This is a genomic window from Burkholderia sp. Cy-637 (assembly GCF_011753175.1).
GTDB lineage: Bacteria > Pseudomonadota > Gammaproteobacteria > Burkholderiales > Burkholderiaceae > Burkholderia > Burkholderia gladioli.
On sequence record NZ_VWWC01000004.1, the window covers coordinates 21,147 to 40,245 of the forward strand.

General features: G+C 69.9%; 18 protein-coding genes. 12 read left to right on the forward strand and 6 right to left on the reverse strand.

What is annotated here, in order from left to right:
- Nucleotides 1-75 precede the first annotated feature (75 nt).
- The 3 genes from F3J10_RS02230 to F3J10_RS02240 all read left to right on the forward strand — a co-directional run bounded on the left by F3J10_RS02230 (nucleotide 76) and on the right by F3J10_RS02240 (nucleotide 2,666).
- Nucleotides 76-414, forward strand: coding sequence for a phage holin family protein (locus F3J10_RS02230; protein WP_345791181.1), 339 nt, complete (start codon nucleotides 76-78; stop codon nucleotides 412-414).
- A complete protein-coding gene (locus F3J10_RS02235) occupies nucleotides 411-752 on the forward strand; it encodes a hypothetical protein (protein WP_167240839.1) in 342 nt (113 codons plus the stop codon). Before F3J10_RS02230 ends, F3J10_RS02235 begins: the two co-directional genes overlap by 4 nt.
- 492 nt (nucleotides 753-1,244) lie before the next feature.
- Nucleotides 1,245-2,666: a cytosine permease gene (locus F3J10_RS02240; protein WP_088555590.1), complete on the forward strand. Its 1,422-nt coding sequence runs from the start codon at nucleotides 1,245-1,247 to the stop codon at nucleotides 2,664-2,666.
- Between the two features lie 117 nt (nucleotides 2,667-2,783).
- Here F3J10_RS02240 and F3J10_RS02245 read toward each other — a convergent pair whose 3' ends face one another.
- Together F3J10_RS02245 and F3J10_RS02250 are read right to left on the reverse strand one after the other, a co-directional pair.
- The gene (locus tag F3J10_RS02245; RefSeq protein ID WP_025097849.1) at nucleotides 2,784-3,887 is read right to left on the reverse strand and encodes a class I SAM-dependent methyltransferase; all 1,104 of its coding nucleotides are present in this window, start codon (nucleotides 3,885-3,887) and stop codon (nucleotides 2,784-2,786) included.
- A gap of 27 nt (nucleotides 3,888-3,914) precedes the next feature.
- Nucleotides 3,915-4,226: a hypothetical protein gene (locus F3J10_RS02250; RefSeq protein WP_166913409.1), complete on the reverse strand. Its 312-nt coding sequence runs from the start codon at nucleotides 4,224-4,226 to the stop codon at nucleotides 3,915-3,917.
- 454 nt (nucleotides 4,227-4,680) lie between these two features.
- Here F3J10_RS02250 and F3J10_RS02255 point away from each other — a divergent pair, with 454 nt between their 5' ends.
- The 3 genes from F3J10_RS02255 to F3J10_RS02265 all read left to right on the forward strand — a co-directional run bounded on the left by F3J10_RS02255 (nucleotide 4,681) and on the right by F3J10_RS02265 (nucleotide 7,614).
- On the forward strand, nucleotides 4,681-5,487 hold the full coding sequence (locus F3J10_RS02255; RefSeq protein WP_166913410.1) for a sulfite exporter TauE/SafE family protein: 807 nt from the start codon (nucleotides 4,681-4,683) through the stop codon (nucleotides 5,485-5,487).
- Between the two features lie 151 nt (nucleotides 5,488-5,638).
- Nucleotides 5,639-6,592 (forward strand): hypothetical protein, encoded by a 954-nt coding sequence (locus F3J10_RS02260; protein ID WP_167240841.1) that lies wholly within the window; start codon nucleotides 5,639-5,641, stop codon nucleotides 6,590-6,592.
- Nucleotides 6,589-7,614, forward strand: a complete 1,026-nt coding sequence (locus F3J10_RS02265; protein ID WP_167240843.1) for a hypothetical protein — start codon at nucleotides 6,589-6,591, stop codon at nucleotides 7,612-7,614. The genes F3J10_RS02260 and F3J10_RS02265 overlap by 4 nt, the downstream gene beginning before the upstream one ends.
- Here F3J10_RS02265 and F3J10_RS02270 read toward each other — a convergent pair.
- Nucleotides 7,611-9,074 (reverse strand): MFS transporter, encoded by a 1,464-nt coding sequence (locus F3J10_RS02270; RefSeq protein ID WP_167240845.1) that lies wholly within the window; start codon nucleotides 9,072-9,074, stop codon nucleotides 7,611-7,613. The genes F3J10_RS02265 and F3J10_RS02270 overlap by 4 nt on opposite strands.
- 208 nt (nucleotides 9,075-9,282) lie before the next feature.
- Between F3J10_RS02270 and F3J10_RS02275 the strand changes: the two genes are divergently transcribed.
- On the forward strand, nucleotides 9,283-9,942 hold the full coding sequence (locus tag F3J10_RS02275; RefSeq protein WP_025097845.1) for a metalloregulator ArsR/SmtB family transcription factor: 660 nt from the start codon (nucleotides 9,283-9,285) through the stop codon (nucleotides 9,940-9,942).
- A gap of 164 nt (nucleotides 9,943-10,106) precedes the next feature.
- Here F3J10_RS02275 and F3J10_RS02280 read toward each other — a convergent pair whose 3' ends face one another.
- Together F3J10_RS02280 and F3J10_RS02285 are read right to left on the reverse strand one after the other, a co-directional pair.
- On the reverse strand, nucleotides 10,107-11,162 hold the full coding sequence (locus F3J10_RS02280; RefSeq protein WP_025097844.1) for a hypothetical protein: 1,056 nt from the start codon (nucleotides 11,160-11,162) through the stop codon (nucleotides 10,107-10,109).
- Between the two features lie 119 nt (nucleotides 11,163-11,281).
- Nucleotides 11,282-11,749 carry an MEKHLA domain-containing protein gene (locus F3J10_RS02285; RefSeq protein ID WP_025097843.1) on the reverse strand — a complete coding sequence of 156 codons (468 nt, stop codon included), beginning with the start codon at nucleotides 11,747-11,749 and terminating at the stop codon, nucleotides 11,282-11,284.
- A 219-nt stretch (nucleotides 11,750-11,968) separates the two neighbouring features.
- Here F3J10_RS02285 and F3J10_RS02290 point away from each other — a divergent pair, with 219 nt between their 5' ends.
- The 5 genes from F3J10_RS02290 to F3J10_RS02310 all read left to right on the forward strand — a co-directional run bounded on the left by F3J10_RS02290 (nucleotide 11,969) and on the right by F3J10_RS02310 (nucleotide 18,123).
- Nucleotides 11,969-12,628 (forward strand): HAD family hydrolase, encoded by a 660-nt coding sequence (locus tag F3J10_RS02290; protein WP_167240847.1) that lies wholly within the window; start codon nucleotides 11,969-11,971, stop codon nucleotides 12,626-12,628.
- Between the two features lie 383 nt (nucleotides 12,629-13,011).
- Complete coding sequence (locus F3J10_RS02295) at nucleotides 13,012-14,319, forward strand: MFS transporter (RefSeq protein WP_167240850.1); 1,308 nt, start codon at nucleotides 13,012-13,014, stop codon at nucleotides 14,317-14,319.
- 58 nt (nucleotides 14,320-14,377) lie between these two features.
- Complete coding sequence (locus F3J10_RS02300; RefSeq protein ID WP_025097840.1) at nucleotides 14,378-15,325, forward strand: dihydrodipicolinate synthase family protein; 948 nt, start codon at nucleotides 14,378-14,380, stop codon at nucleotides 15,323-15,325.
- A gap of 96 nt (nucleotides 15,326-15,421) precedes the next feature.
- Entirely contained in the window at nucleotides 15,422-17,194 is a 1,773-nt protein-coding gene (locus tag F3J10_RS02305) for an IlvD/Edd family dehydratase (protein ID WP_152554340.1), read from the forward strand.
- On the forward strand, nucleotides 17,191-18,123 hold the full coding sequence (locus tag F3J10_RS02310) for a 2-hydroxyacid dehydrogenase (protein ID WP_167240852.1): 933 nt from the start codon (nucleotides 17,191-17,193) through the stop codon (nucleotides 18,121-18,123). Before F3J10_RS02305 ends, F3J10_RS02310 begins: the two co-directional genes overlap by 4 nt.
- Nucleotides 18,124-18,147: 24 nt before the next feature.
- On the opposite strand, the gene F3J10_RS02315 is transcribed toward F3J10_RS02310, so the two are convergent.
- Nucleotides 18,148-19,041 (reverse strand): LysR family transcriptional regulator, encoded by an 894-nt coding sequence (locus tag F3J10_RS02315; RefSeq protein ID WP_167240854.1) that lies wholly within the window; start codon nucleotides 19,039-19,041, stop codon nucleotides 18,148-18,150.
- Nucleotides 19,042-19,099: the final 58 nt, after the last annotated feature.

Sequence of the window (19,099 nt, forward strand, 5' to 3'; positions counted from 1 at the left end):
GCCGGCCGCCGCTGCCGGCGGGCGATCTCCTGGGGGAGGGAGCCGATGTTTTCCAGCTTGAGGAAATGGCAGAACGTGGCGCGATTCTCCGCGTCGCGCCTGGGCGACTACGCGAACCTCGCGGCCGTCGAACTCGAGATCGCCCGGCAGCGCTTCCTGCGCGACCTGATGCTCTATTCGCTGCTGGGGCTCAGCGCGATGTTCGGGCTGGCCTTCGTCTGCGTGGCCGTGATCGTGAGCGCGGCGAGCACGCCCTATCTGATCGAAACCACCTGGGCGGTGGCCGGCTTCTGGGTGCTGGTGGGCCTGGGCGCGTTCGTGGCGGTGCGCCGGCGCGATGCGGCCGGCACCTTCCAGGCGCTGCAGGACACCTGGCAGCGCGATATCGAAGCGATCCGGGAGAGCCTGCGATGAGTTCCCGATCCGATTCCGGAAGCCGCCCGCTGGCCCGGCGCGAAGCCCTGCTTGCCGGCATGGCGCGATCCCGCGCGCGCCTGCTGCAAGCCAACGATACGATCGCGGCCGCGCGGCGCCTGTCGCCGGGCGGTCGCGCCGCGAGCCCCGTCGTCAGGCGCTCCGGCATCGACGGCGCGGCCGTGGCGACCGTTGCCGTCCTGCTCGCCGGCGCGCTGGTGCTGCGTCCGGGGCGCCTGCTGCGGCTCGCCATGCGCGCCGGGCTGAGCGGCGCGATCGAGCGCATCATGCGTGATGCGCTGGCCGGGCGACGGGGGCGCGAATCGAGCCGCGACTGACGACATCCACTTCCTGACGAAATGTAAGACTGTTGCGTCGTCGATTCGATATCGATGATTCGAGCCGTGTTTTCCAGCGGAAATCCACGAAAACCGGCTCGAAATCGCCAAAACCGCATCCGGGCGCCGCGCCGCGCCCGTCTCCATCCCCTCCCGCCTCGCCCCCGATCCAGTGCATGCGCGCACCGCTTTCGTGCCGGAACTGTTTCACTTCTGGACATAGCAAAAAGCTTTGCAAGACACACTAAAACGATATTTCTCAATTTTTTTCGGCTTCGCTAAATTTGCTTCACATCAAAGCGGACCGGCCCGGAAGGGCTTGCCGCGGCACCGGCGCCAAGCTCGCCGCGCATTCGAAATTGATTCGGATATCGAAACAGGAACGGATTCGGGGCAGGGTGGCGGCAGCGATGCCGGCTGATGATCGCAGGGGTCCGGGCGAGCCCTGGACCGGACCAGCGCGGTTGCCCGCGCACGCAAGGAGACACCATCGTGAGCACCCCGGAGCGCAATGCGTCCCCGTTGATTGAGAAACACACGATCGGCTACGTGCCGCCCGAGGACCGCCACGGCAAGGTGCGCGACCTGTTCACGCTCTGGTTCGGCGGCAATATCGCGCCGCTGCCGATCGTGACCGGCGCGCTCGGCGTGCAGATCTTCCACCTGAACCTGTTGTGGGGCATCGTCGCGATCATCGTCGGCCAGGCGGTGGGCGGCGTGCTGATGGCGCTGCACTCGGCGCAGGGCCCGCAGATGGGCATCCCGCAGATGATCCAGAGCCGCGCGCAGTTCGGCTCCTGGGGCGCGCTGCTGGTCACCGTGATCGCCGGCGTGATGTACGTCGGCTTCTTCGCCTCGAATATCGTGCTGGCCGGCAAGTCGCTGCACGGCATCTCCTCGGCGGTGCCGCTGCCGGTGGGCATCGTGATCGGCGCGCTGGGCTCGGGCCTGATCGGCATCATCGGCTACCGCTTCATCCACATCCTCAACCGGATCGGCACCTGGGTGCTGGGCATCGGCATCGTGGTGGGCTTCTGGTACATCTTCACGCACGTCGGCACCGCCGATTTCCTGACGCGCGGCGGCTTCAACTTCGCCGGCTGGCTGGCCACCGTGTCGCTCTCGGCGCTCTGGCAGATCGCCTTCGCCCCCTACGTCTCCGACTATTCGCGCTACCTGCCGGCCGACGTGAAGGTGTCCTCGACCTTCTGGGCCACCTACCTGGGCTGCACCATCGGCTCGTCGCTGGCCTTCGTGTTCGGCGCGGTCGCGGTGCTGGCCGTGGCGCCGGGCGTCGATACGATGGACGCCGTCAAGCAGGCCACCGGCCCGTTCGGTTCGCTGATGCTGGTGCTGTTCCTGCTCAGCGTGATCAGCCACAACGCGCTGAACCTGTACGGCGCGGTGCTGTCCTCGATCACCTCGATCCAGACCTTCGCCTGGCGCTGGATTCCCACCGCCCGCGCGCGCGCCGTGTTCTCGATCGTGATCCTGGCCGCCTGCTGCTACTTCGCGATCGGCGTGTCGACCAACTTCGTGTCGAGCCTGGTGGACCTGGTGCTCGCGCTGCTGGTGGTGCTGGTGCCCTGGACGGCGATCAACCTGATCGACTTCTACGTGATCCACAAGGGCGACTACGACATCCAGTCGATCTTCCGCGTGGACGGCGGCATCTACGGCCGCTTCAACCCGCAGGCGCTGATCGCCTACGCGGTGGGCATCCTGGTGCAGATCCCGTTCATGAACACGCCGATGTACGCGGGCCCGGTGCCGGGTTACCTGGACGGCGCGGACCTGTCCTGGGTGATCGGGCTGGTGCTGACCTCGCCGCTGTACTACTGGCTGGCCACGCGCGACACGGCGTATCGCCGCCGCCAGGCCGATGCGCGGGCAACCGCCGGCGCGGCGCGCTGAGCGAGGATGCGTTGAAAGAGGAAGGGCCCGTGCACGATGCACGGGCCCGCAATGAAAAAGCCGCGTGGACCGAAAGGCCCACGCGGCTTTGTCGTTGTAGGGGAGATGCGGGCCGGCTCAGGCCTGCGCGCCGCTGGCCGAACGCTTGTCGAACAGGTAGTGCGCGACGCCCCATTCGCGGCCGTGCCGATAACCGAACAGCCCGGCCACCGCCATGTAGAACATGCGCCAGCGTTGGAACACGATCGGCGCGTCGTCCTCGCCGAAGGTCTCGCGCAGGATCGGCAGCAGTTGTTCGTGGGCCGCGTCGAGCGAGGCCAGCCAATGGTTGGCGGTGCGCTGGTAGTGCGTGCCGTCGAGCCACCATTGCTTCTCGACGCGCAGGTGATCCTGGAAGCGCAGCAGCAGGTCGGCCGAGGGCATGGTGCCGCCGCCGAAGAAGTGTCGCGACATCCAGTCGTTGCCGTCCTGCGCCGTGAAGTGATACGCGATCAGGCGGTGCGCGAACAGGTGTACGAACAGCTTGCCGTCGTCGCTCATCCAGTGCGAGATCTTCGCGAGCAGCGCGCGATAGTTCTTCATGTGCTCGAAGTTCTCGATCGACAGCACGCGGTCGAAGCCGGCGTCGCCGGCGGCGAATTCATAGGTGGCCACGTCCCCGATGACGATCTTCAGGTTGGTGATGCCGCGCGCGGCGGCGCGCTGCTCGATGAATTCGCGTTGCCGCGCCGAGCTGGTGAGCCCGACCACCTGCGACTGGCGATAGCGCTCGGCCAGCCACAGCGATTGCGCGCCCCAGCCGCAGCCGATATCGAGGATGCGCTGGCCGTCCACCAGCTCCGCGCGCTCGCCGTACAACTCGAGCATCGCGTCCTCGGCATGCGCGAGCGTGTCCTCGCCCTGCGGGAAGTAGCAGCAGGACTGCTTCATGCGCGGGCCCAGATAGGCCTCGAAGAAGCTGGCCGGCATGTCGTGCAGCTCGCGGCTGGTGGTCTGCGCGTCGGCGATCAGCGGGGCGCGGTTCAGCTCCTCGACGAAGGCGTTCAGCGCGTCGATGCGCGCCACGTCGTCGTCGACATGCTCGGCGCGCAGCTTCTGCCACAGCAGCGCGCTGATGCCGCCGCGGATCACCGAGTCGGAGATTCGCCCGCGCTCGCAATAGCGGATGAACCAGCCATCGGTGTCGGTGACGGACTTCGAGTCGAAGGTGGTCGCAGTCATGATCGTGGGCTCCGTTCGTAGGAATCGTTATGGTCGGCCGCCGGCGGCGGTCGCGGGATGGAGGAGGCAGGCGCGTCTCTCGGGCACGCCGGATATCTGGCCCCGAATCGGCATCGCCGGGGCGGCGAAGAGGCGGTTACGTGCGTTTGCAGCATGACGCGACAGCGGCGCCGCGAGCGGTTCGCGGCGATCGTCAGGAGCACTCAGGTTGCGGTGCGAAAAAAAATCGACCGCGGCAAACGCGGGGAAGGGCAAGGAGGGACAGGTCGGAGACAGGCCGCACGCCATCGGCGTGCTCGTCGCGCGGTTTGCATCGTGGGAAATGAAAACGCTACGCATCGCCTCTCCTGGCGGATGAATGCTTCCATTTTCATTAAGTCGGGCCGCAGGTCAATACGGGGGAATGCCCAGCCAGAAACGACAGGATTCGCGCGCGGCGTTGAGCGCGATGAAACGCCGACGGGCGCCGGCAGGCCCCGGCCGGCGCGACTGCCAGCACTGCCATCGACTGCCACGATGCGGCCCGGCTGGCGGTTTTCGCCCGGCGGCCGCGCCGGCGCGGCCCGGCGCGATCAACAAAATCAAGGGCTTGCGACAGGCCCGGACGGCGCGGCACATCTGGCACGCGACTTGTGTAGGGGAGCGCAGTTCATGTGCCCGCGTCAGCGCGGGCGATCGATTCCCCGAGGTCCGTCTTGCCCGATCGTTCCATGCTTTCTCGTCTCCCCGGTTTGTCGCCAAGCCGGTCCCGCTTTCCAGCCGCTGCATCCGATCCCCTGGCGGGAGGGCGCGGATGACCATCGCCCTGATCCTCGGCGCGCTGGTGGGCGCGGTGCTCGGCCTGACCGGCGCGGGCGGCGGCATCCTCGCGGTGCCGGCCCTGGTGGCCGGGCTCGGCTGGACCATCCAGCAGGCTACGCCGGTGGCCCTGATCGCGGTGGCGGGCAGCGCCGCGATCGGCGCGCTGGAAGCGTTCCGGCGCCGGCTGGTGCGCTACCGCGCGGCGCTCCTGATGGCCGCCGCCGGCGTGCCGGCCACCTCGCTGGGCGTGCGCGCGGCCCAGGCGCTGCCGCAGCGGCTGCTGCTGGCGTTGTTCGCGGTGGTGATGCTGGTGGTGGCGGCGCGGCTCTGGCGGCAGGTGCGCGCCGGCCGCGCCGAGGTGGTCGATCATTCGCCGCTGTGCGTCGGCCATATGAATCCCGACACCGGGCGCCTGGCCTGGACGCCGGCCACCGCCGCCGCGCTGGCGAGCACCGGCGCCGTCACCGGGCTGATGACGGGCCTGCTCGGCGTGGGCGGCGGCTTCATCATCGTGCCGATGCTGCGCAAGCTGACCGACGTGCCGATGCACGGCGTGGTCGCCACCTCGCTGATGGTGATCGCGCTGGTGGGCACCGGCGGCATCGCCTCGACGATCGCGCATGGCACGCCGGTGCCGGTGGAGGTGGCGCTCTGGTTCAGCGCGACCACGGCGGCCGGGATGGTGGCGGGGCGCCTGGCTTCGCGGCGGCTCGCGGCGCGCCATGTGCAGACGGGTTTCGCCGTGGTGCTGACGCTGGTGGCGGCCGGCTTGCTGGCCAAGGCGGCGTTCGGCGCCTGAGGGCGGGCGGCGGGCGCGTGCCGGCTTGGGCCAAGCGCGCGCCGCCGCTGTATGATGCCGTCCCACGGGGGAACCATGGGACGGCCGAGATTGAAGGCGCGGCCCGGGGTTCGAGGCAGGAACCATCACAATTCAAACGACCAACGGGCCAATGAAATTCTGGCTGATCAACGGGAAGGCCGAATCGATCCGATTCGGCGACGACAGCTTGGGAATCGAATCGCGTCGCCGCGTGCGCATTGCCGTCGGCGACGCCTTGTTTCTCGGCAACGGCATGGGCCATATCGAGCCGATGCTCTATGTGGTCGAGGCCGTGGAGATGAAGGAGCGCGACGCGGCGCCGGAGCTGCCGGAAGACTTCGCGCTGGGCTATCAGTTGCCGATCGAGGATGAGGCCAAGGTCTATCGCTATCGCTTCGAACTCGGGCGCAAGCTGGGGCTCGATCATCCGCTCGAACTCGACGATTTCCTCTACAGCCTCAGCTTCGTCAAGCGCCTGGAGGCACCGGAACGGCATTTCCGTTTTCCGTTCCGCGAGATTCCCCAGGTCGACGCCGACGTGCTGCTCAACAATCGCATCTTCGTCTCGCGCACGGCCTTCTATTCGCTCTATTACGCCTTGCCGGCGCGCACGCGCATCGAGTTCGACCATCGCGAGGCATTGAACCCGTCCCGGCAGGCCAGCTACCGGGCGCGGCTCGAACGGCTGATCGGCTTCGTGGAGGCGCGCATCCTGCCGGTCGGCGAGATGCTGGTGGAGGCCGCCGCGCAGTGGCGGGAACTGGGCGCCGCCGAGCGCATCGGCACCTTCGACGCCGTGCATTTCGCCGACGAGGACACGCGCGGCAGCGCATCGGCGGGCCGCCAGTTGCGCGCCTTCGAGGCGTTGTTCGCCGAGCTCGAGCCGCTGCCCGATGACGCCGCGAACCCTAACCGGATCGTGCTCGAGTCGCTGGACGATCTGCAGCGGCTGCCGCCGAGCTATCTCGACATCGACCTCGGCCCGGTCGACGGCGGTTTTCTCGCGCAACTGATGGCCTTCGTCTCCAGCGACGGCAATCGCACCAGCGAACTGAGCTTCGAACGGACCTTCGCCGCACGATGAAACGAATCGATCTGCTGAAACGCCTGCGCGCCGTCAAACACACGCTCGCGGATGCCGCTGTCTGGAGCACCCACGCGGCGGTGGACACGGACCAGGATTCCTATGTCTTCGAATTCCTGTGTTTCCTGAACCTGTGCGCCGAGCTCGAGGTCGGTCACGAACTCGAGGTGGTAACGCGCAAGAAGAAGGCGGTGTGGCCCAAGAGGCCGGCGCTCAAGTGCAATTTTTCCTACGCGAGGATCACGCCGAAGGCCGGCGGCGCGCACGAATACGATCTCAACCCCGGCATCAAGATCAGCGACCGCTACGGCAAGCTGCGCGCGCCCGATATCTCGATCACGGAAAAGACCGGCGATGCGACGCCGGCCTTCGGGCAGGTCACCGCGATCTGGGACGCGAAGTTCTCCGAGCGAGCCGGCTCGCCGATCGGCGACACCAACGTCAGCGACTTCCTCTACACGGCGCAGCAGCTCGGCTTCCCGCGCGTGCCGCCGGGGCCGTTCCACGGCGTGGGTAGCGGCGTTTATGCGCGCTCGGGGCTGATCACCAACGCGCAGCCGTCGAGCGAACCGGACCAGGTCTATGTGGATCACGGCATGCACGAGGTCAGCGGGTTTCCGCTGGCAATCGCGATGCGGCCGGCGTATCCGGCGGCGGTGACTGCCGGGGCGGCGGTGGCGCCGCCGGCCCCCGTTGCGAATCCTGCCGCTGCTGCCCTCATGGCTCTCGGTGGTGGCGCGGTGGCTGCCGCTGCCGTTGCACCGGCTGCGGCGATGGCGGCGCCGTCGTCCGCCGGTGCGGTGGCGCCCGCGGCGGTAGCTGCTGCGCCGTCGTCTGCCGGTGCGGCGGTGCCCACGGCTGCTGCTGCGCCATCGTCCGCCGGTGCGGCGGTGCCCGCGGTGGCGGCTGCGCCATCATCCACCAGTGCGGTGGCGCCTGCTGCTGCTGCTGCGTCATCGTCCGCCGGTGCGGCAGTGCCCACGGCGGCAGCGCCGGCGCCCTCGTCGCCGGCCTCGACCTAGGCGTCCTCGGTCGACTTCGAGGCTGCCGCCACGGGCGCGGCCGTTGCCGCCGGCGGCGCCCCCGATACGCGTCGCACCAGGATCGCGGCCAGCAGCGGCGCGATCGCGAATACCGCGAACAGCCAGGCGGCCGCCTGCCGCGCGCCGTCCAGGCCACCCGGCTCGGTGAAGCCGCCGAGATTCGCGACCAGCCCGGCCAGCGCCGAGCCGATCGCCGTCGCGTAAAGCTGGACCGTGGTGAGCGAGGCGGAAGCGAGGTCTTCCTGGCCGGCGGGCGCGCGCGTCAGCACCTGGGTGAGCAGATGCGGCCAGCCCATCCCGACGCCGAGCCCGACCGCCACCAGCGCGCCGCACAGCGCCGCCATGCCCGCGCCGGCGGCCAGCAGGCCCGGCACCGGCATCAGCAGCGCGAGCGCGAGCAAGGCCAGCGCGACCAGCACCGGCCCGCCGCGCATCAGCACACGCGCCGCGCGCGGGCCGCGGCCCGAGCCGACCAGCGAGCCGATCGACCAGCCGGCCGCCATCAGGGCGCTCAGGTAGCCGGCCAGCAGCGGCGGCTGGGCATGGATCGTCTGCAGGAAATACGGCACGAAGATCTCGGTGGTCACGCCGATCCCGAGCAGGCTCATGCAGGCGTAGATCGCGCCGAGCGGCTGGCGCAGCGAATAGGCGCCGCTCGGCAGCAGTCTCACGCGCGGGTCGCGCTCCAGGCGCGCGATCCAGAGCGTGAGCGCGACGCCGACGGCGATGCCGGCCACGTTCGCCGCGGCGCTGCGCGACAGGCTCGCCACCGACACCACCAGCACCGAGGCGGCCAGCAGCAGGATCCGGCCGAGCGCGGCGGGCGCGGCCGGGACGCGTTGCGTCTGTCGTGCCGGCAGTTGCGCGATCACGATCAGGGCCAGCAGGGCCGCGATCGGCAGCAGGGCGAGGAAGGCCAGCCGCCAGTGGCCCGATTCGGCGAACAGGCCGCCGATCGCCGGGCCGCAGAGCGTGGCGATGCCCCACATGCCCGACACCATGCCCATGCCGCGCGACCAGAGCCGCGGCGCGAACACGATGCGGATCAGCGCGTAGCTGAGCGCGACCAGGATCCCGCCGCCGAAACCCTGCGCCACGCGCCCGGCCAGCATCCAGGGCATGTCGCGCGCGGCCGCGCAGGCCAGCGTGCCGGCGCAGAACACCGCCAGCGCGACCAGGTAGGCGGCGCGCGGCCCGACCCGGGCCAGCAGGTTGGTCGACAAGGGCGCGCCGACGATCGAGGCCGCCATGAACAGCGTGGTGTTCCAGGCGTAGTACTCGAGGCCGCCGATCTCGTGCACGACCGAAGGCAGGATGGTGGTGGCGAGGTAGATGTTGATCGCGTGCAGCGCGACGCCGCCGGCCAGCGCGATCGAGCGCAGGCCGTTGCGGCCGGACAGCAGCTCGCCCCAGGAGGAGGTGGTGGTGGCCGGGCTCATCTCGCGGCCCGCCGGGCTGGACGGTGGAGAACCGGAAATAGAAGGGAACGGGGCATGACAATCTCCCAGGCATTTTGTAAGAATCGCGCACATGATTTGCCTTGGTGGGCCAGTTAGTCAAGAATTCCCTTGTTTTATTCGGGTGAATATTGCGCTGGCTCCGATTGTTTCCCTGCTTTGAACAAGCCCCCTGATTGACAAGCGATCGATGGACGAATCCTTTCCGCAGTCCGCGCTGCCTGTTTCCGAGCGCGTGCTGAACGTATTGAAACGCCGCGGCCCGCAGCAATCGGCCGAGTTGGGCGCCTGCCTCGGCACCACCTCGGAGGCCGCGCGTCAGCAGTTGAAGAAGCTGGAGGCGGAGGGCCTGGTGGCGGCCGAGAACGTGCCGCAGGGCGTCGGGCGGCCGGCGCGGGTCTGGCGGCTCACGGCGCTCGGGCACGGGCATTTCCCCGACGCGCATGCGGACATGACGGTCGACCTGATCCGCATCATCCGCGGCACGCTGGGCGAGCCCACGCTCGACCTGCTGATCCGCGCGCGCGAGGCCGAGACGCGTGAGAGTTATGCGCGCGCGCTGGCGGGCGTGACCGGGCTCGAGGCGCGCCTCGCGAAGCTGGCCGAGCTGCGCGATCGCGAGGGGTATTTCGCGGAATGGGCGCGCGCCGAGGACGGCGACGGCTGGCTGCTGATCGAAAACCATTGTCCGATCTGCGCGGCGGCCACCGCCTGCCAGGGGTTCTGCCGCTCGGAGCTGGAGATCTTTCGCGAGATGCTCGGCGACGCGGCCTCGATCGAGCGCGTCGAGCATGTGCCGGCAGGCGCGCGGCGCTGCGTCTATCGCGTGCGGGAGCGGGCCGCCGCCTGAGCGAGGTCGGGCGTTCGACGTTCGATCTCGCCGCGACGCCGACGAAAAAAAGCCGAAGGCGCGGCACGCCTTCGGCACTGAAATCCCGGACCGGCGGCCGGGCTCGCTCTGAAGCCTGTGTGAAGCCTGGGTCTGAAGCCCGTGTCTGAAGCCGTCGCGCCGGCCTAGAAGCGCACGAACTCGAAGTCGGCCGAGGTGCCTGCCGCCTGGCTGGCGAGATCGGACAGCGCGATCTTCCTGACCACCGACTCGTTCCACGGGTTGGTGTAATAGACCATGTTGCCGGGCACGTCGACGCGGATCACCGCGAAGGCATGGCCGTCGCCCTTGGACCAGTCGCCGTGCCGGTCGGGCTTGCCGCCGAACACCATCGCCACGCGCGAGCCGAGCTCGTCGGCGTGCTGGCCGAGGAAGCCGACGATGTCCTGGCTGCTGCTGTCGCGATCGGCCAGGCGCGCATGCGTGCCGTAGCCGCCGGCCAGCACCGCCATCACCTTGTTGGTCGGCAGCGAGCCCTTGGCCGGGTCGAGATGGAAATACTGGAACATCGCGCCGACGATGGCGGCCGCCGCCGGATCGCCGGTGCCGTATTGGTCGAGGCTGTCGGCTGCGAGCGTGTAGGTGCGCGACGGATCGCCGGGCAGGCTGACGCTGTAGCGGTCGCGGCCGAGCTGGCGCACGGCGCGATGCAGGATGTCCTTGCCGGTCGGCGTGGTCGAGAAGGCCTTGACCACCGAGATGCCGACGCAGTCGCCCTCGTGCTTCTGCACCAGGTTGATGCCGATCGGCGCCGCGATCGACGCGCCGGGCAGCGTGCTCGGGTCCCAGGGGCCCGATTGCAGCGCGTTGCCGGCGGCCGCGTCGCGTTGCAGCGCGCGAATGCTGCCGGCCGCGCTGAAGCTGCCGTCGCCGAGCGAGGCGACGATGTTGCGGGTGTCGGTGACCAGCGCGTCGCGGGCGCTGCCGTCGCGCTTGAGCGCGGCGAGGAACAGCGCCGAGGCGCGCGTGAGCTCGGTGCGCTGGGCAGGGTCGGACAGCGCCGCGGGGCTGTGCTGCAGCACCTCCAGCAGGCGGCGGTAATTGCGCTCGACGTCGCTCAGGTGGGGGGCCGGCTCGGCGCCGGCCGGCAGGCTGGCGAGCAGGGCCATCGTGCCGGCCAGGCAGGCGCCGAGCAGGGCGCCGGCGAGCCGGCGGCGGGCGGTGCTGCGCGTAGGGTCCATGAAACTGCGCTCCGAAGCGGGGGAGACGTCGGGGATGACGCTCCGTTCAGAGGCAGAACGCCCGGCGGGGCGTGCTTATTCCGTCGATCGACAGGCGGCCCGGCGGCGCCGGGCGAGGTTCAGCGCGCGGCCTCGATCGGCGTCACGTTCGGCAGCAGCGCGGCCTGCCCGCGCCAGGTGCCGTCGGCATCGCTCAGTTGCCAGACCGTCACGCCCTCGATCCAGAAGCGCTCGCCCGACTTGGCGATGCGGATGCCGCGATAGTTGTCGACATAACCGTGCGCGCCCACCTGATCGAGGAAGGCCTGGCGCTCGCTGCGCTCGGGCGCCTCGGCCGACAGGCGCGAGGGCAGCGAGGTCAGCTCCTGCCAGTCGTAGCCGAAGATGGCCTGCGCGCGCCGGTTGCCGTAGACGAACACCGGATCGGCCTCGGTGTTGTGCGCGAGGATGCCGAATGGGGCGCTTTCGTAGAGCCAGGCCGCGCGCGCCTCGGCGGGCACGCTGTCGGGCACCAGCGGCTTGCCGAGCAGGCGGCGATAGCTGTCGGCCAGGAGGGCGAAGAATTCGGGATCGGTACTGCGCGACAGCGGGGCGGGGGTGGGCTGGGTCATACCTGTGAGGCGACGGGGCGTGGATGGATGAAACCGGCGCGCCCGGAGCGGGCGCGAGGCGGCGAAGCTCGGGGCATTGTAGGCGACAAACGCGCGCCGCGTCGGCGCCGTGCCCGAGCTTGGCGGGGACGACGCGAAGCGGCGTCGCGCGGTGCGATCCGTTATGATCGAAAGCCCTTTTTGCCCGGCCCGACCATGTCCTTTTCTCCCCGCGCCTACCTGTTCGACTTCGACCTGACGCTCGCCGATTCGAGCGATGCGATCTGTTTCTGCGCCGCGGCGGCGCTGACCGACATGGGGCAGGCGGTGCCCCCGCGCGAGCGCATCGAGGACTCGATCGGGCTGACGCTCGAGCAGACCTTCGCCTTCCTGACCGGCAACCAGGATGCGGCGCTGGCCGCCAGCTACCGGAGCCGCTTCGTCGCGCATGCCGACCGGGTGATGGTGGGCATGACGCGCTTCTACCCGGACGCGGTCGCGCTGCTGGCCGAGCTGCATGCGCGGCGGATCCCGGTCGCGATCGTCTCGACCAAGTACCGCTACCGGATCGAGCAGATCCTGCGCCATCTCGATCTCGCCCAGCTGGTGACGGTGATCGTCGGCCACGAGGATGTCGGCCGGCACAAGCCCGATCCCGAAGGCTTGCTCAAAGCGCTGGACCTGCTCGGCGTGAAGGCCGACGAGGCGATCTACGTCGGCGATCACACGGCCGACCAGCAGGCCGCGGCGGCGGCCGGCACGCGTTTCGTCGGGGCGGTGACGGGGAAGATCTCGAGCGCGCAATGGCGCGAGCGCGGGTGCCGCGCGATCGAGCGGGAGCTGGGGGAGGTGTTGGAGATGGGGGCGGAGGGCTGAGCCGGATTCCGATCGCGATGTTGCGCAGCTGTCCACGGTCCATGGACAGTGGACAGCTGCGATGTGCTTGTTCTGGATTCGTCAAGTTGGCCGATTGACTCGAGCGAGCCGTGCCATTTCCCCTCGAAACCACGAAGTCCACGTTCCGAGCCTCGACGCCAAACAGAAAAAATTTTGAGGTCTGAACGACGCAATCCCTGCTTTTTCGGCCTGGTGAAGCTTGCAATACTCGCTGCAACGCCGGAAACCAAGCGATTCCCGCAGCACGCTCCGGCGGACCGTACCTGAGCCGATCCAGGTACCGACGAAGCGCGTCCGCCAGAGACGCGCTCGCAAGACGGCGCGCCTCGTCCGGGCGCGCGCCGGCACACGGAGACAAGCGAATGTCGACTCACCCCGCGATACCCCTGGGGGCGGCCCGGCCGTCCGCCGACGCGACCTTCCGGCGGGCAGCCTGGCGCTTCATGCCGCTGCTGTTCATCTGCTACGTGGTCGCCTACCTCGATCGCGTCAACGTCGGCTTCGCGAAGCTGCAGATGCTCGGCGACCTGCATTTCAGCGAGGCGGTGTACGGCTTCGGCGCGGGCCTGTTCTTCGTCGGCTACTTCTTCTTCGAGGTGCCCAGCAACCTGCTGCTGCACCGGCTCGGCGCGCGCCGCTGGATCGCGCGGATCATGGTGAGCTGGGCGGTGCTCTCGCTGGTGACGGCCTGGGTCACCACGCCCACCATGTTCTACGTGGTGCGCTTCCTGCTCGGCGTGGCCGAGGCCGGCTTCTTCCCCGGCATGATCCTCTACCTGACCTACTGGTTCCCCTCGCACCGGCGCGGCAAGATGGTGGCCGTGCTGATGGCCGGCAATCCCGTGTCGGGCATCGTCGGCGGGCCGCTGTCGGGCTACATCATGCATGCCTTCAACGGCGCGGCCGGCCATGCCGGCTGGCAGTGGCTGTTCGTGGTGGAGGCGCTGCCGGCGGTCGTGCTGGGCGTGGTGATCTATTTCTTCCTCGACGATCGCGTCGAGCAGTCCAAGTGGCTCAGCGAGCACGAGAAGGCCGTGATCGCCGACGAGGTGGGCAGCGATGCCGCCGTGCGCACGCACGGCTCGGTTGGCGCGGTATTCGGCTCGGCGCGCGTCTGGCTGCTGTGCCTGATCCTGTTCGGGATCGTGATGGGCTCCTACGCGATCGGTTTCTGGCAGCCCACCATCATCCGCAATTCGGGCGTGGCCGACCCGTTCATGGTCGGGCTGCTGACCGTGATCCCCTATGCCTGCGCGCTGGTGGCGATGCTGCTGGTGGGCCGCCACGCCGATCGCACCCGCGAGCGCCGCTGGCACGTCGGCGCGCCGGCGCTGCTGGCCGCCGCCGGCTTCTGCCTGTGCGCGTTCGGCGGCAATTCGCTGATGCTGGCGATGATCGGCCTGACGCTGGCCACGGTCGGCGTGATCTGCGCGCTGCCGATGTTCTGGGCGCTGCCCACCTCGTTCCTCGGCGGCACGGGCGCCGCCGCCGGCATCGCGTTGATCAACTCGACCGGCAACCTGGCCGGCTTCGTCAGCCCCGCCGCGATCGGCTGGCTCAAGACGCAGACCCACACGCTGTCCTCGGGCCTCTATCTGGTGGCCGGCACGCTGACGCTGTCCGCGCTGCTGATCGTCGTCTTCCTGCCCGCGCGGATCGTCAACCGATGAAAGCATCGCGCCAGCCGCGCCGCGCCGGCCCCGTTCCCGATCTCCAGGAAATCCAGGCATGAACGCTTCTTCCCTCCCTCGCCTGCGCGGCGTCCTCGCGCCCGTGCTCACGCCGTTTCGCGAGGATCTCGCGCCCGACGCCGAGGCCTTCGTCGAACACTGCCGCTGGCTCGTCGCGAGCGGCGCGGGCCTGGCGATCTTCGGCACCAATTCGGAGGCGAACTCGCTGTCGGTGGGCGAGCGCATCGAGCTGACCGAGGCGCTGCTCGCGGCCGGCGTGCCCGCCGCGCGGATGATGCCGGGCACCGGCACCTCGGCCCTGCCCGACACGGTGCGGCTCACGCGGCACGCGGTGCGGGCCGGCGCGGCCGGCGTGCTGATGCTGCCGCCGTTCTTCTACAAGCCGCTCGGCGAGGACGGCCTGTTCGCCTACTACTCGGAGGTGATCGAGCGGGTAGGCGACGCGCGGCTCGCGCTGTACCTCTATCACATCCCCGCGCTGTCGGGCGTGCCGATCACGCTGGCGCTGATCGAGCGGCTGCTGCGCCGCTACCCGAACACGATCGCCGGCGTGAAGGATTCCTCGGGCGACTGGGACAACACGCGCGCGATGATCGAGCGCTTCGCGGCCGACGGCCTGGATATCTTCCCGGCCAGCGAGGCCCTGCTCGGCGCGGCGCTGCCGATCGGCGGCGCGGGCTGCATCAGCGCGACCGCCAACCTGAATCCGGCCGCCATCGCGCGGCTCTGCGCGCTGGGCGGCGATGGCGGTGCCGAGGCGCAGGCGCAGCAACAGGCGGTGACGGCGATCCGCCAGATCTTCCAGTCGCGGCCGATGATTCCGGCGATGAAGGCCACGCTCGCGCACCGGCGCGGCGCCGAGCGCTGGCGCATCGTGCGCCCGCCCCTGACGGCCCTCGACGCAGCGGCCGCCGCGCAGTTGCAGGCCGAGCTCGACGCGGCCGGCTTCGCGATGCCGGGCGTGGCGCCCGCGCAGCGGGCCTGAGCGCGCGAGACGAAACACGCAGCACTCCAAAGGAGGCGCGAGCCCTTCGAGGCCCGCGCCACAGGCAACACCAGCGACACCAGCAAGGAACACATGATGGACGATCGATCCTCCGAGCAGACGAAGCGCAACCCAGGCGACGACGAAGCCACCGGCATGAAGCGCGGCCTCACCTCATACGGCGACGCCGGTTTTTCGCTGTTCCTGCGCAAGGCCTTCATCAAGGGCGCGGGCTATACCGACCAGGCGCTCGACCGTCCCGTGATCGGCATCGTCAACACCGGCAGCGGCTTCAATGCCTGCCACGGCAACATGCCCCAGCTGATCGAGGCGGTGAAGCGCGGCGTGATGCTGGCCGGCGGCCTGCCGGTCGACTTCCCGACCATCTCGATCCACGAGAGCTTCGCCTCGCCGACCTCGATGTACCTGCGCAACCTGATGTCGATGGACACCGAGGAGATGATCCGCGCGCAGCCGATGGACGCGGTGGTGCTGATCGGCGGCTGCGACAAGACCGTGCCCGCGCAACTGATGGGCGCCGCCTCGGCCGGGATCCCGGCGATCCAGCTGGTGACGGGCGCGATGCTGACCGGCTCGCATCGCGGCGAGCGGGTGGGCGCCTGCACCGATTGCCGTCGCTACTGGGCGAAGTTCCGCGCCAGCGAGATCGACGAGCCGGAGGTGGCCGACGTCAACAACCAGTTGGTGGCGAGCGTGGGCACCTGCTCGGTGATGGGCACCGCCAGCACCATGGCCTGCATCGCCGAGGCGCTCGGCATGACGGTGCCCGGCGCGGCCACGCCGCCCGCGGTGACCGCCGACCGGATCCGCGCGGCCGAGGAAACCGGCACGGCGGCCGTGAAGCTGGCGGCCGAGCGGCTCACCATCGACCGCGTGCTGACGCCGAAGGCCTTCGACAACGCGCTGCGCGTGCTGCTGGCGATCGGCGGCTCGACCAATGCGATCGTGCACCTGGCCGCGATCGCCGGGCGCCTCGGCCATCGCATCGACCTGGACGCGCTCGACGGCATGGGCCGCGAGACGCCGGTGCTGCTCGACCTCAAGCCCACCGGGCAGCACTACATGGAGGACTTCCACAAGGCCGGCGGCGTGGCCACCCTGCTGCGCGAGCTCAAGCCGCTGCTGCACCTCGATGCGCTGACGGTGACCGGCGAGACGCTCGGCGAGCGGATCGAGGCGAGCGGCGCCGGCTTCGAGCAGGAGGTGGTGCGCCCCTTCGCGCGGCCGATCTATCCGCAGGGCGGGCTGGCGGTGCTGCGCGGCAACCTCGCGCCGGGCGGCGCGATCATCAAGCAGTCGGCCGCCGATCCGCGGCTGATGGAGCACGAAGGGCGCGCGGTGGTGTTCGAGAGCATCGAGGACCTGGTGGCGCGGATCGACGACGAGGCGCTCGACGTGAGCGCCGACGACGTGCTGGTGCTCAAGCGGATCGGGCCGCTGGGCGCGCCGGGCATGCCCGAGGCCGGCTACATCCCGATCCCGCGCAAGCTCGCGCGGGCCGGCGTGAAGGACATGGTGCGGATCTCGGACGGCCGCATGAGCGGCACCGCGTTCGGCACCATCGTGCTGCACGTGACGCCCGAATCGGCGATCGGCGGCCCGCTGGCCCATGTGCGCAACGGCGATCGGATCCGCCTGAGCGTGGCGCGGCGCGAAGTGTCGGTGCTGGTATCCGACCAGGAACTCGCGCGGCGCGCGGCCGAGACGCCGATCGAGCGGCCGAGCGCCGAGCGCGGTTATCGCAAGCTGTTCCTGCAGACGGTCACGCAGGCCGACGAAGGCGTCGACTTCGATTTCCTGCGCGCCGCGAGCCTGCAGGCCGGGGCCAAGGAGCGCGACCCGCGATGAGCCGGCCGGAACGTCCCCATGTGCTGCGGATCGGCGAATTCCCGGCCGAGCTGCAGCAGGCGATCGACGCCGAGCTGCAATGCCACGTCGAGGCGGACCTGGCGCACGACGCGGCGCTCGCCGGCCGGATCCGCGCGATCGTCACGCGCAGCCAGTATCCCGTCGCGCCGGCCTGGCTCGAGCGTCTGCCGGCGCTGCGCATCATCGCCACCTCGGGCGTCGGCTACGACGCGATTCCGCTGGCGGCGGCGCGCGAGCACGGCGTGGTGGTCAGCAATACGCCGGGCGTGCTCGACGCGGCCGTCGCGGAGCTGGCGGTCGGCCTGCTGCTGGCGCTGCTGCGCGAGATTCCGGCGATGGACCGCCACGTGCGCTCCTCCGACTGGACGCGCGCGGCCTATCCCCTGACCACGGGGCTGGCCGGCAAGCGCGTCGGCATCGTCGGGCTCGGGCGCATCGGCGCCGAGATCGCGAAGCGGCTCGCGCCGTTCGGCGTCGAACTCGCCTATTGCGGCCGCGAGCCGAAGCCGGTGCCTTATCTCCACTTTCGCGAGGCGGCGGCGCTGGCGCGGCACGCCGAGATCCTGATCGTCAGTTGCCCCGGCGGCGCGGCCACGCATCGCATGATCGATGCCGACGTGCTGGAGAGCCTCGGCCCCGTGGGTTATCTCGTCAACGTCTCGCGCGGCTCGGTGGTCGACGAGGCCGCGCTGGCCCGCGCCCTGGCGCGCGGCACGATACGCGGCGCGGCGCTCGACGTGTTCGAGGCCGAGCCGCTGGCGGATTCGCCGCTGATGTCGATGCCCAACGTGGTGCTGGCGCCGCATGCGGGTTCGGCCACGCACGAGACGCGCCGCACCATGCTGCGGCTGATGCTCGACAACGTGCATCGCGTGCTGGCGGGGGAGGCGCCGCTGACGCCGGTGTGATGCGCGCGTGTCGATGTCGACGGCTCAGTCACCGCCGTCGCGTTCGGGACTGAACAACTCGGCCGCTTCGTGCGCGAAGGCCTGCGCGAGCGGCAGGCGCGGCGTGTGTCGCGCGATGATCATGCCGATGCGCCTGACCGGCGCGCGATCGGGCAGGGCGATCCGCGCGATCGCCAGGCCGCTGGTCCACAGCGAGGGCCAGTCCGGCAGCAGCGACACGCCGAGCCCCTTGTCGACCAGCGCCGCGATCGCCAGCAGGCCGTCGATCTCCAGGCGCTGCCTCGGATGCAGGTCGTGGTCGCGCAGGTAGCGCTCGACCAGTTGGCCGCCGAGCACGCTGCGGTCGTAGCGGATGAAGGGCTCGGCGCGCAGCAGCTCGTGCGCGTCGCGCCCCGCCATGCTTGCGGGCGCAACCACCACCAGCGGTTCCTCGGTGAGAATGCGCCATTCGCAGGTCTTGGGGATGGTGAACTGCGGCTCGACGACGATCGCGATATCCAGCTCCCCCGTGCCCACCTTCCTGCACAACTCCACCGAGGCGCCGGGTTCGACGAAGATCCGGAAGCCCGGATAAGCCGCGTAGACACGCTGCAGCAGCGAAGGCAGCAGGCTGACCATCGCCGAGACGAACACGCCCACGCGCAGTTCGCCGAGCTCGGTGCGGCCGTCCTGCGCGACCGCCTGCATGTCGCGCACCGAGCGCAGCACCGCATGCGCGCTGTCGATGATCTTCAGGCCCTCGGCGGTCGGCACCACGCGCCGGCCCGAGCGGCGCACCAGTTGCGCGCCGAGCGCTTCCTCCAGCGAATGGATGCGCGCCGACACCGCCGTTGCGGTCAGGTCGAGCCGGCGCGCGGCCTCGGCGATCGAACCGCATTCCAGCACCGCGACGAAGCTCTGCACGTAACGAATGTCCATGGCGCATTGTAGGGGCGGGGCGGAACCGCTTCCATCGGTGCCAGTGCTGACGCGCGGG